Source organism: Pseudodonghicola flavimaris, assembly GCF_030164425.1.
Taxonomy (GTDB): domain Bacteria; phylum Pseudomonadota; class Alphaproteobacteria; order Rhodobacterales; family Rhodobacteraceae; genus Pseudodonghicola; species Pseudodonghicola flavimaris.
The window spans coordinates 362,847-374,378 of record NZ_JASNJD010000003.1 but is presented as its reverse complement, the minus strand read 5'-3'; the positions used below and the strand labels follow the sequence as shown (position 1 = coordinate 374,378).

Below are 11,532 nucleotides of genomic sequence, written 5' to 3'. Positions count from 1 at the left end.
CTGACGGCCGTGTGCAACGATACCGGCGCGGCGACGATGATCGCCGCGCAGTGAACGAGCAGCACCAGCTATGAAGAAGCAGGTGGACGCCAGTTCCTACACCATCTCCCGGGACACTACCCTCGTCCAGCATCTTGCCGAGCTTGAGGTTGTTGTCCCAGCTGTTCTGCCAGCGCTCCGGTGCCTTGGTCACCGTCATGCCGGAGGAGCAGTTGGAGGAGAAGGTACCGAGCTTGAAGCCCTCCTTCTTCATCATCAGGTTCGTGGTCATTTTTGTCTCTCTCTCTGTTGGGTGCAAAAATGATCTGTAATTTCTAATAGAAAGTCTATTTAAAAATCGAGTTGCAGCCTCCGAACCCTCTCCGCATGATCGCGATGCGAAGGAGACCTGCCGTGAGCGCACCGAAAAATGACGGGGACGACCCCAATCTGGACTTCCGCTGGCACCTGTCGGAGAATCAGGCCGAGACCAAGACCACCGAACTGGAATTCGCGCTGATGCGGGCGTTCGAGGGGTTCGGGCACTGGCAGTCGGAATGCCTGGCCTCGGTCAGCGATGTGGCGGCCAGCGGGCCGGAGAATGCGATGCTGCACATGATCCGGATGAACGACCGGCCGAAGTCGATCAAGGAACTGGCCCGGCTCAGCAATCGCGACGACATCCCCAATATCCAGTATTCGCTGCGCAAGCTCGCCGCCGCCGGTCTGATCGAGAAACTCGGTTCCGGGCGCAGCGGCGTGACCTATCAGGCGACGACGGAGGGGCGGCGGGTGACCGACCAATACGGCGCCCTGCGCCGCAAGCTGCTGATCGAGCGGATCCACAGCGTGCCGGGGCTGAACGACCAGCTGGCCGAGGCGACGCGGGTGCTGAACATGCTGACCGGCATCTATGAGGAAGCTGCGCGGATGGCGGCGACGCTGCCGCGCTGAACCTAGTGGAGCCGGCCGCGCAGCGTATCGCTGGGGCTGGCGCCGAAACGCGTCCGGTAGGCCTGCGAAAACCGTCCCAGATGACCGAAGCCGCGGGCTGTGGCGATATCGGTCACGGTGGCGCCGGGGGGTGCGGTCATCAGGTCGCGATGCACCAGATCCAGCCGGCGGTCCCGCAGGAAGTTCAGCGGCGTTGTCCCGCGGAAATCGCGAAAGGCCATCTGCAGGCTGCGCGGGGTGGTGCCGGCGGCGCGGGCGATCTCCTCCAGCGTCAGCGGCTGATCCAGATGCGCCTCGATATACTCTTCGGCCAGTCGCAGCTTGCGCGGGGCGGCTGCGCTGACCGGGCGGCCCAGCAGGGCTGAGTAATTGTTCTCCAGCGCCTCGATCAGCCCGGTCATGATGGTGCTTTCGATCTGCCGGTTCATCAGCCCGGCCTGGCCGAAGCCGGAGCGGCCGGCGTCGATTTCCTCGACCAGATGCAGCACCAGCTGACGCAGCATCGCTCCGGTGCCCCGGGTGAGCGGCAGCGCGCCGGTGAATTTCAGCGGCTCCGGCACCGGCCCGCCCAGCAGATCGGCCAGCAGCCGCTGCAGCGCCGCGCGGTCGATCTGCACCAGCAGCTGCCGCACTCCGGCCTCCCACAGCATGGAGGTGGGGCGGTGCGGGTTCAGCACCGCCGCGGCGCCGGCATCGGAGACATAGCTGTCGCGCCCGTTCTCGATCCGCGCCGCACCGGAGAGCGGGATCTGCAGCAGATAGAAGCTTTGCAGTTCGCCGGGGTCGATCCGGGTGCGGGCGCCGTATTCCATGTAGTTCAGTGACAGCCGTTCGCCGCGGATGTGATTGTGCCGGGCGGCAATGGGGGCGCGGCCCAGCGTCTCGAGACGGTGGGGGCAGAAGACCTGGGCGACCCGTTCGCGGGTTTCGTCCAGATCCCGGCTCTGAAACAGCTCATGGGCTGCCAGGGGGGGTCTTTGATGCATTCTGCCACCTCTCCACGCGCATCGGGGCCAAGCAGAAATTTCGACAAGCCTAGCAGGGCGAAAAGCCGCCGGTCAAAAAAATTCGCGATCCGGACAGGCCCTGCGCGATGCGGATAGCGGCCTGCCCGGCCCGGCGGCAGAGTTTGTTTTAATTGTAAAACAACTGACAGGGAGTTCGAAAATGAAGGGACTGGACGGCAAGGTTGCCATCGTTCCCGGGGCCTCGACCAAGATCGGCCAGGCGGTGGTGCGGTCGTTGCGCGCCGCCGGCGTGCGGGTGATGGCGGCGGATATCGATGTCGCCAACGGCAGGCCGCTGGAAGCCGATGGGGTGGTCTTCAAGGAAACCGACATCCGCCAGGACGATCAGATCGCAGCGCTGGTCGCCGCGACCGTGGAGGCCTTCGGCCGGATCGACTTTCTGGTCAATGTCGCCTGCACCTATCTGGACAACGGGGCGGATTCGACACGGGCGGAATGGCTGGATGCGCTCGACGTCAATATCGTCGGTTCGGTCATGCTGATGCAGGCGGCGCGGGCGGAGCTGGCGAAGAACAAGGGCGCCATCGTCAACTTCGGGTCGATCTCGGCCCGGGTGGCGCAGACCGGGCGCTGGCTTTACCCCGTCTCCAAGGCAGCGATCCTGCAACTGACCCGCAATCAGGCGATGGATCTGGCGCCCGAGGGCATCCGGGTGAACGCGGTGTCGCCGGGCTGGACCTGGTCGAACATCATGGATGAGCTGTCGGGGGGCGACCGTGCCAAGACCGACAAGGTCGCCGCGCCCTTCCACCTGCTGGGCCGCACCGGCGATCCGGAGGAGGTGGCCAATGCCATCCTGTTCCTGCTGTCGGACGAGGCGAGCTTCATCACCGGCACCGATATCCGCGTCGACGGCGGCTATACCGCGATGGGGCCGGAACAGGCGAAACCGGCCATTCCGCTGCTGATGGAATGATCCGGACCCGCAACCACCAACAGGGATGAGAAAAATGAGAAAATTCACAATTGTCGGCGGCGGCCAGTCGGGTCTGCAGCTGGGGATCGGTCTGCTGAAGGCCGGCCATCAGGTCCGCGTGGTGCAGAACCGCACTGCCGAGGAAATCGCAGCCGGGCGGGTGCTGTCCAGCCAGTGCATGTTCGGCGCCTCGATCCAGCATGAGCGCGATCTGGGGATCGACTTCTGGTCCGATGTCTGCCCGCCGGTGCAGGGGATCAGCTTTACCGTGCCGCACCCCGAGCAGAAGGGCGCCAAGGCGATCGACTGGGTCGGGCGGCTCGACCGCGACGCCTTCTCGGTCGACCAGCGGGTGAAGATGCCGCGCTGGCTGGCGGAATTCACCCGGCTGGGCGGCGAGCTGGTGATCGCCGAGGCCGGCATCGCCGAGCTTGAGGCCTATGCCGCCGAGGACGATCTGGTCATCGTCGCCTCCGGCAAGGGGGAGATCGGTGCGCTGTTCGCCCGCGACGCGGAAAGATCCCCCTTCGACAGGCCGCAGCGGGCATTGGCGCTGACCTATGTCACGGGCATGACCCCGCGCCCGGACCATTCGGCGGTCTGTTTCAACCTGATCCCCGGCGTGGGCGAATATTTCGTCTTCCCGGCGCTGACCACCACGGGCCCCTGTGAGATCATGGTCTTCGAGGGGATTCCCGGCGGCCCGATGGATTGCTGGAAGGATGTCACCAGCCCGGACCAGCATCTGGAGGTCTCGAAATCCATCCTTGATACCTTCCTGCCCTGGGAGGCCGAGCGCTGCGGCGCCATCGAACTGACCGATGACAACGGCCGGCTGGCAGGGCGGTTCCCGCCGACGGTGCGCAAACCCGTCGCCACGCTGCCCTCGGGCCGGCAGGTGCTGGGGCTGGGCGATGCGGTCTGCCTGAACGATCCGATCACCGGCCAGGGGTCGAACAATGCCGGCAAGGCGGCGGCGGCCTATCTGACCCGGATCCTCGATCATGGCGACCAGCCCTTTGATGCGGCCTGGATGCAGGGCACTTTCGATGCCTATTGGGCCTATGCGCAATGGGTGGTCAAATGGACCAACATGATGCTGATGCCGCCGCCCGATTTCGTGCTGGAGATCATGGGGACCGCCTGCGCAGTGCCGGAACTGGCGCATCGGATCGCCAACGGTTTCGACGATCCGCGCGACTTCTTCCCCTGGTTCGCCGAGCCGGAGGCGGCGGCGGCCTATCTGCAGGATCTGAAGGCGGCCTGAGATGGGCATGGGGATTTCGGCCGATATCTTCCGCGACGCGATGAGCCGGTTTCCCGGGGTGGTCACGGTGATCACCACCCGGGACGGCGCGGAGCGGCGCGGTATCACCGCCACCGCGGTCTGTTCGGTGACGGCGGAGCCGCCGAGCCTGCTGGTCTGCCTGAACCGCAAGACCGGCACCTGCGCCAGCGTCGGCCAGACCGGACGTTTCGCCGTCAACCTGCTGGGGCAGGAGGCCGGCGATCTGGCGCTGCGCTTCGCCGGTGCCGGCGGGGTGACCGGAGAGGAGAAGTTCGCCGCCGGCAACTGGCGCGACGACGACCAGGGGCTGCCCTATCTGGCCGATGCGCTCCTCAGCCTCTCCTGCGAGGTGTCGGAGCAGATCGAGGCGGGCAGTCACATGGTCTATATCGGCCAGATCCGCGAGGCGCGCTTCGGCGAGGGGGAGGCGCTGCTTTATGAGCGTTCCGCCTTCCGGGCACTGGCGCCGAAGGACGATTAAGGGCCTGTCCCGTCGGGTCCCCGAAGACGCCCGGTGCATGTATGCGCCGGGCGTTTTGTTTGCGGTGAAACCGGGGCGAGGCGAGCCTGTCCGGGCCGTCTGCGCAAAAGAAAGCCCGCCGTAATTGACGGGCTTTCTCGCATATACCGGCGCGAGGTGGAAACGCCGGTATTCCCTGAGCGGTCGATCCGCGTCCGGTCAGCCGGCGAAACTGCGCACGGTCAGGATGGCGCCATCCAGCGCCGCGCCCTTCTCGTCCTGCAACGCCGCCTCGCGCAGGCGGGCGACCCAGTCGGCGCCATCCTCGCGCGCCCGAACCAGCTCGGCGGCCTGCATCACCTTGTCGAATTTCGACAGCCCGCGCGCATGGGTGTCGGAATAACCCTTGATCAGCCGGCGGCAACGGATCAGTTCGACCGCAAAGGCGTAATGCCCGGCCACGGCGCCCTTCACGGTGTCGAGCCAGCGGGCCAGATGCTCCTGTTCGTATTTGTGGCGCAGGGTCCGGCGGCGATAGCCGCGCAGGCCGCCCAGCACATAGAGCATCAGGAAATTTCCCAGCTTGTGGGTGCGCAAGCGGCGGCCCTTGTTGAACCAGCGATCCAGCCGCGCCATCGCCTTGGGGTTCGCCTCCCAGCGGGCGCCCATGGCGGCAGGCATCATGCCGGCGATCTCCTCGGCGCGGGGGTGCATGAACTCGGTCAGCGCCACGGGGCGGTCGCCCGAGCCCATATGCGCCTTGATCCGGTCGAACCGGGCGCCGCGGGTCTTCAGGTCGGCGACCCGGATCACATCGTCATAGGCCATGGCGTTGGCGATGTATTTCGCCGCCTCCGCCGTCAGGACGAAACCGTGCGCCGCATCGTCCAGCGCGGCGATCTCTTCCAGCCGGTCCATGTATTCGGCGCCATAGGCGACATCCTGGAACTTCACCACCTTGCGCAGCCCGTGCAGCGCCATCTCCTGCGCCGGGGCGGGCAGGGCCAGGACGCGATCGGTCAGCGCCTGCCAGTCCCGCATCAGCGCGGCGGGGCCTTCGGGGGCGAGGGCGGCGGCGGCCGGTTTCGCCTGGTCCGCCTGCGCGGGATCGACGGCGGCGTTCTGCGCCCGGTCATAGGCGGCGGAGAAGGCGCGGAGCGACGCCTCCACCCCCTTGCCGGAGGCGCGGATCGCGGCCTCGAAGGCCTCCCGCGGGAAGGGCAGGGCCCCCGAGCCCGCCAGCGCCCCGAAGAGCGAGGAGGAAATGACCGACCCGTTCTGGATCGCCAGGCTGTCCATGTCGAACATGATCAGCTTGTCGGCGGCGACCTCGGCGGCGGCGCGCACCTCGTCGGAACTGGCGATGCCGTCGCCGGGCACCATCTTCTCCGACACCGCCAGCGCCCGGTGGGTCGAGGCGATCAGGGTGGTGCGGTCGGGGGTGACAAAGCCGCGCAGGATGGCGCGGCCGGCCTCCATCATCTCGGCAGCGATCAGCACATCGACATCGCCGGCGGAGGGCGCCAGCGAGAAGACTGGCGCCACGCCATCGCCCATCGGTGCCATTTCGACGTAATAGATCGTGGCGCCGGTGCGCTGCGCGACGCCGGCGACCGAGGTCGCCTGACAGGCATAGCCCTGCGACCGCGCGGTCGCCTCGATCCAGTTGGTCAGCACGCCACCGCCCTGGCCGCCGACGGCCATGATGGCGAGCTTGATGATGGTGGTCAGTTTCTCATCGGGCTGGCGCGGTGCCAGAGCTTGCTGGATGGTCATCAGACGGTCTCCGGGAATTCGAGGCGCTTGGCGGCGCGGCGGCTTTGCAGCCAGCGGATCGTGCCGGCGGTGACGCCCTGCCACAGCTTTTCGTACCAGGTGGCGTTGTGGATCACGTCGGCGCGGTAGAAGCTGGGGCAGAGGACGGCGGCATCGGCCACCTCGCCGCAGTTGCCGCAGCCGACGCAGGACTGGTCGATATGGGCGATGGGATCGTCGCGCAGCGGGTCGTCCAGTGTCTTCAGCGACAGCGACGGGCAGCCGGACAGGCGGATACAGGCATGATCGCCGGTGCAGATATCCTCATCGACACCGAACCGCGGCACCTCGACCCTGAGACCGTCCTTGATCGCCTTGTTGCGAATCGGCTTTTCGCGCCGCTGCCGGTTCAGCATGCATTCGGAGGAGGCGACGATAACCTTCGGTCCGGTCTCCTCGGTGGTCAGCGCCTCATGCAGGATCTCGCGCATCTTCGGCACGTCATAGGTGCGGTCGATCTGGCGCACCCATTTGACGCCGACGCCCTTCACCGCATCGGTGATCGGGTTCTGCGTCGACTTGGTGGCGTTGTTGGCGCGCGACGACAGGATGTCCTGTCCACCGGTGGCCGCCGAGTAATAGTTGTCGACGATTACCGCCACGCTGTCGGACTTGTTGAACACCATGTTGCCGATCGAGGACGACAGCCCGTTGTGCCAGAAGCCGCCGTCGCCGACGATGGAGATCGCCCGCTTGTCGCCGCCGCCGTCGAAGGCCGCGTTGGAGGCGGGGCCGAGGCCATATCCCATGGTCGAGCCGCCGACCTCGAACGGCGGCAGGCAGGCGAAGAGGTGGCAGCCGATATCGCCGGTGATCTGATGTTCGCCCAGTTCCTCCTGCACCAGCTTCATCGCAGCGAAGATCGGCCGTTCCGGGCAGCCGGTGCAGAACCCCGGCGGCCGGGTCGGCACGGTCTTGGACAGATCCGGGATCGCCGGCGCCGGCTTGTTGGGCGCGCGCATCTGTCCCGGCAGCAGGTCGGGGGCGTGTTCCTTGAGAAAGCCGGTGATCCCGTCCAGCATCACCTGGCCGGTGTATTCGCCGGCCATCGGCAGCATGTCCTTGCCATGCAGCCGCACCTTCAGCCCGTTGCGCAGCACGAAGGTGGCAAAGGCCTGTTCGATGAACTCGGGCTGGCCTTCCTCGATCACCAGCACGCCGTCCTTGTCCTTGACGAAGTCGGTGAACTCGGAATCCACCAGCGGATAGGTGACGTTCAGGCAGTAGATCGGGATTTGCGAATTGCCGTAGATATCGGCCAGCCCCAGCCGCTGCAGCGCCCGGATCACGCCGTTGTACATGCCGCCCTGGCAGATCAGGCCGATCTTCGAGCTGTCGGGGCCGAAGAATTCGTTCAGCCCGTTCTCGACGATGTATTTCTCGGCCGCGGGCCAGCGGTTGTCGATCTTGTCGTGTTCATGCACGAAGGAGGCCGGCGGCAGCACCACCCGGTTGAAATCCTTCCTGGGCTCGGCCAGCGCCTGTTTGACCGTCATCTTCGGCCGCTTGTTGTCGCGGCATTCGAAGCTGCCGGTGACATGGCAGGCGCGGATCCGCACAGTCAGCATCACCGGCGTGTTCGACGCCTCGCTCAGCTCGAACCCGTCGCCCACCGCCTTGACGATGGAGGGCAGGCTGGGTCGCGGGTCCAGAAGCCAGATCTGCGATTTCATCGCAAACGGATGGCTGCGCTCCTGCATGATCGAGGAGCCTTCGCCGTAATCCTCGCCGATGATGATCAGCGCGCCGCCGTTGACGCCGGAGGAGGCGAGGTTGGCCAGCGCGTCGGAGGCGACGTTGACCCCCACCGGCGCCTTGAAGGTGACTGCACCGCGAATGGGGTAATGGACCGAGGCCGCCAGCATGGCGGCGGCGGCGGCTTCCGAGGCGTTGGCCTCGAACCGCACGCCGAGTTCGCCCAGCAGCTCCTCCGCATCGGCGAGCACGTCCATCAGGTGCGAGATCGGCGCGCCCTGATAGCCGCCGACATATCCGACACCGTTTTCAAGGAGCGCTTTGGTGATCGCCAGAATGCCTTCGCCGGTAAAGGTCTCGCCCTTGCCCAGCCGCAGATCCTGCACTTCCCTTGCAAATGACCGTTCAGCCATTTCGTTTCCTTTCTTTGCTCGCGTCGTCGCTGGCGGATGCCGGCCCGGAGCGGCGCGCCGCGCCTCCGGTTCAGAACTTCACGTTGGTCAAAATCTTGTGCAGCGTCGCCACGAAGGCCTGCCGCTCGGCATCGGGGATGCCGTCGAACATCTGCTGGTAACTGTCCGACATGCTGGGCCAGAGCCGCTCGAAGGCATCGCGCCCCTCGTCGGTGACATAGACGCGGGTGGCGCGGCTGTCGTCCTTGTCGGGTTCGCGGGTCACCAGGCCGTCGGCGGCCAGCGAATCCAGCGTACGGCTGAGGGTCGATTGCTCCACCACCGCATAGCTGGACAGGTCGCGGATCAGGATGCCGTCGATCAGCGTCAGCACCGACAGGCTGCGCATCTTCGCGGTGGTGAACCCGAGGCTCGCCATCTGGCCGCGCAGCCGGCCGTTATAGCGGCCCATGATCCGGTTCATCAGATAGGGCGGGAAATTGTCCAGCCCGATCTCGCCCAGCCGGCGGGCCTGAAGCGCCTCCGATGCCGCGGTCTCTCCGATCATGCGCCAAGCCTTTTGGCGGCATTATAGCCGGAGCCGCCGCCCATGCCCGGCCCCGGGTGGGTCGAGGCGCCGATCTGGGTCAGCCCCTTGACCGGCGTGGCGCCGTTGCGCGACCCGGCGAAGGGGCGGAAGACGAAGAACTGGTCGATGGTGCAGAGCCCGCCATAGGGATCGCCGCCCACCAGGTTCATATTCAGTGCTTCCAGATCGGCGGGGGAATAGGCGCGACGCGCCAGCTTGATCTTGTCGAAATCATGGATATGGGTGGCGAGGATCGCCTCCAGCCGGTCGGCGAAGGCTTCCCGCGTGGCCTCGTCCCACTGGCCACTGGTCTCGATTTCGCCCTTGGCGTCCCCCTTGATCACCCGGGGCGCATCGGGGATTTGCAGCCAGAGGATCGCCTTGCCCTCCGGGCAGCGGCCGGGATCCAGCCGGTGCGGCTGGCCGACGCAGATCGTCGGGGTGGCCGGCAGCATGCCACGCTCGGCCTCGTTGCTGGATTTCGACACCGCGTCGATGCCGTCCGAGAGGTGGATCAGCGCCACGTCGTCGAGCCCGTCGGTCAGCCATTCGGGATGGCGATCGAGCGCGAAATGCAGCTGGAAGTCGCCGCGGCCGTGGCGGAACCTGCGCGCGGTCTGGCTGTCTTCGGCGCTGGTGTGATCGCGCAGCAGCCGGCCATAAAGCTGCCCCGGCGTGACCGAGGCCAGAACGTGATCGGCGGCGATCCGGTCGCCGTTGGCGGTCTCGACCCCGGTGGCGCGGCCGCCCTCGACCAGGATGCGGTCGACATCGGTGCCGGTGCGGATCTCGCCGCCGTTGGCTTCGATCAGGCTGCGGAAGGCCTCTGCCGCCCGCGCGGTGCCGCCTTTGACGATGGGGGCGCCGGCGGCCTCCAGCGCGAAGGCGACGACCTTGGCCATCTCGCCGGAATAGGTGGATTCGGGCGTCAGCCCGCAATGCAGCACCCAGGGCGCCCAGAGCGCCCGGATGTCGTCGCTGTCATAGCTGGTTTCCAGCCAGCCGCGGGCCGGCACCAGCGCCTCGCCGATCCAGGCCTTCAGCCCGTTCAGCCCGCGTTTCCAGGCCTGGCCGGCCAGCAGCCGGGCGGTCTTGGCGGACCACAGATCGCCGCCCAGCAGCGCGAAGAGAAACCCGGCGTCGGTCTCGATCCGGCCGACGTCGCGGGCATGCTGGTCCCCGTCTCCGGGGGCCAGCGCGTTGAAGGCGGCCACGTTGGCGGCGCGATCGGTGGTGAACACCGTGGCGCGCCCGTCGGGGCGTAGAACCGCGGTGGGATGCGGCGTGTGGCAGAAGTCCAGCCCGTGCTGCGCCAGATCGCCGGCCAGCTCTGCGTAGGCCGGCGAGGTGATGAACAGCACGAAGGTGGCGGCCATCACGTCATGACGGAATCCCGGCACGGTGGCCTCGGTGGTTATCATGCAGCCGCCGACATGGGATTCGCGTTCCAGCATCAGAACCCGTTTGCCCTTGCGCGACAGCAAAGCCCCGGCGACCAGCGCGTTGATGCCGGTCCCAATGATGACGTGATCGACCTTCTGCACGAATTACGCCTTCGGTTTCAGCGCGAGGGCGCGGATCGGCGAGCCGGTGCCGTTCTCGATCTTCAGCGGCGCGACGATCAGGATCGCCCCCTTGGCCGGCAGCTTGTCGAGATTGGCGAGCGAGGCCAGGCCGAAGCGGTTGTTGGCGTGCAGCAGGTTGTGCGCCGGGAACGGCGGGTCCATCTCGCCGGCCAGACCGGCATCGGTGCCGACGCATTGGGTGCCCCAGCCAACGATGCCCTTGTCGATCAGATACTGGATCACCTCGGCGGTCGGTCCGGGGGTATGCGGGCCGGTTTCGTTGGCGTTGAGGTATTTCTCCTCGTCATCGGCATATTGATCCCAGTCGGAGCGCATAACGACCCATTCGCCGGCCTTGATCTCACCGTGTTCGGCTTCCCAGGCCTTCACATGGTCGATGGTCAGCAGGAAGTCCGGGTCGGCGGCCGACTCCTTGGAGAAATCGAGCACGTTGACCGGTGCGATCAGACGCTGGACGTCGAGCGTGTCGGTATAACCCTCGGGATTGTCCTTGCCGGTGATCCAGTGGTGCGGCGCATCGAAGTGGGTGCCCGAATGCTCGCCCAGCTCCAGCCAGTTCCAGGCCCAGAAGGGGCCGTCGTTATCATAGTTGCTGATCTTGTGGATCACGACCTTCGGGGTGTTCTTGGCGAGATCCTCGGGCAGTTTCAGCAGCGGGGTGTTCGGCCCCAGCAGGCCGCTGCAATCCACCACTTCGATGCCTCCAGAGGCGATCATTCCCCCCAGTTCGCCCAGCACGTTCGATGCGCTCATCTTTTGCTCCCTTATTTGGCGGGGGGTCTTTCCGAAGCCCCCAGATGTGATTCAATGCTAGACAGGAATAAATGCTT

10 protein-coding genes and 1 pseudogene are annotated in these 11,532 nt (G+C 66.3%); 4 read left to right on the top strand and 7 right to left on the bottom strand.

Features of this window, described 5'->3' with window-relative positions; all coding sequences use genetic code 11:
* A pseudogene (locus QO033_RS06320) lies at nucleotides 1–271 on the bottom strand (hypothetical protein); the annotation flags it as partial.
* A gap of 122 nt (nucleotides 272–393) precedes the next feature.
* Here QO033_RS06320 and QO033_RS06315 point away from each other — a divergent pair.
* Nucleotides 394–933, top strand: coding sequence for a winged helix DNA-binding protein (locus QO033_RS06315; protein WP_284480098.1), 540 nt, complete (start codon nucleotides 394–396; stop codon nucleotides 931–933).
* A gap of 2 nt (nucleotides 934–935) precedes the next feature.
* Here the strand turns inward: QO033_RS06315 and QO033_RS06310 are convergent, their stop codons facing one another.
* On the bottom strand, nucleotides 936–1,919 hold the full coding sequence (locus QO033_RS06310) for an AraC family transcriptional regulator (RefSeq protein WP_284480097.1): 984 nt from the start codon (nucleotides 1,917–1,919) through the stop codon (nucleotides 936–938).
* Nucleotides 1,920–2,100: 181 nt separating this feature from the next.
* Between QO033_RS06310 and QO033_RS06305 the strand changes: the two genes are divergently transcribed.
* From QO033_RS06305 to QO033_RS06295, 3 genes are read left to right on the top strand one after another with little or no spacing between them, the layout of a single operon-like run.
* On the top strand, nucleotides 2,101–2,877 hold the full coding sequence (locus tag QO033_RS06305; protein ID WP_284480096.1) for an SDR family oxidoreductase: 777 nt from the start codon (nucleotides 2,101–2,103) through the stop codon (nucleotides 2,875–2,877).
* A gap of 34 nt (nucleotides 2,878–2,911) precedes the next feature.
* Entirely contained in the window at nucleotides 2,912–4,144 is a 1,233-nt protein-coding gene (locus QO033_RS06300) for a styrene monooxygenase/indole monooxygenase family protein (RefSeq protein ID WP_284480095.1), read from the top strand.
* 1 nt (nucleotide 4,145) lies between these two features.
* A complete protein-coding gene (locus QO033_RS06295; protein WP_284480094.1) occupies nucleotides 4,146–4,646 on the top strand; it encodes a flavin reductase family protein in 501 nt (166 codons plus the stop codon).
* A gap of 198 nt (nucleotides 4,647–4,844) precedes the next feature.
* Here QO033_RS06295 and QO033_RS06290 read toward each other — a convergent pair whose 3' ends face one another.
* The 5 genes from QO033_RS06290 to QO033_RS06270 form a co-directional block, all read right to left on the bottom strand.
* The gene (locus QO033_RS06290) at nucleotides 4,845–6,401 is read right to left on the bottom strand and encodes an indolepyruvate oxidoreductase subunit beta family protein (RefSeq protein WP_284480093.1); all 1,557 of its coding nucleotides are present in this window, start codon (nucleotides 6,399–6,401) and stop codon (nucleotides 4,845–4,847) included.
* On the bottom strand, nucleotides 6,401–8,548 hold the full coding sequence (locus QO033_RS06285) for an indolepyruvate ferredoxin oxidoreductase subunit alpha (protein WP_284480092.1): 2,148 nt from the start codon (nucleotides 8,546–8,548) through the stop codon (nucleotides 6,401–6,403). Before QO033_RS06285 ends, QO033_RS06290 begins: the two co-directional genes overlap by 1 nt.
* Nucleotides 8,549–8,618: 70 nt before the next feature.
* On the bottom strand, nucleotides 8,619–9,095 hold the full coding sequence (locus QO033_RS06280) for a MarR family winged helix-turn-helix transcriptional regulator (RefSeq protein WP_284480091.1): 477 nt from the start codon (nucleotides 9,093–9,095) through the stop codon (nucleotides 8,619–8,621).
* On the bottom strand, nucleotides 9,092–10,660 hold the full coding sequence (locus tag QO033_RS06275; protein WP_284480090.1) for a phytoene desaturase family protein: 1,569 nt from the start codon (nucleotides 10,658–10,660) through the stop codon (nucleotides 9,092–9,094). The genes QO033_RS06280 and QO033_RS06275 overlap by 4 nt, the downstream gene beginning before the upstream one ends.
* A gap of 3 nt (nucleotides 10,661–10,663) precedes the next feature.
* Nucleotides 10,664–11,455, bottom strand: coding sequence for a cyclase family protein (locus QO033_RS06270; RefSeq protein ID WP_284480089.1), 792 nt, complete (start codon nucleotides 11,453–11,455; stop codon nucleotides 10,664–10,666).
* Nucleotides 11,456–11,532: the final 77 nt, after the last annotated feature.

Coding starts and splice junctions, on each gene's coding strand:
- QO033_RS06310 (WP_284480097.1), bottom strand. CDS start 1,919: ATGCATCAAAGACCCCCCCTGGCAGCCCATGAGCTGTTTCAGAGCCGG.
- QO033_RS06285 (WP_284480092.1), bottom strand. CDS start 8,548: ATGGCTGAACGGTCATTTGCAAGGGAAGTGCAGGATCTGCGGCTGGGC.
- QO033_RS06290 (WP_284480093.1), bottom strand. CDS start 6,401: ATGACCATCCAGCAAGCTCTGGCACCGCGCCAGCCCGATGAGAAACTG.
- QO033_RS06305 (WP_284480096.1), top strand. CDS start 2,101: ATGAAGGGACTGGACGGCAAGGTTGCCATCGTTCCCGGGGCCTCGACC.
- QO033_RS06300 (WP_284480095.1), top strand. CDS start 2,912: ATGAGAAAATTCACAATTGTCGGCGGCGGCCAGTCGGGTCTGCAGCTG.
- QO033_RS06295 (WP_284480094.1), top strand. CDS start 4,146: ATGGGCATGGGGATTTCGGCCGATATCTTCCGCGACGCGATGAGCCGG.
- QO033_RS06270 (WP_284480089.1), bottom strand. CDS start 11,455: ATGAGCGCATCGAACGTGCTGGGCGAACTGGGGGGAATGATCGCCTCT.
- QO033_RS06280 (WP_284480091.1), bottom strand. CDS start 9,095: ATGATCGGAGAGACCGCGGCATCGGAGGCGCTTCAGGCCCGCCGGCTG.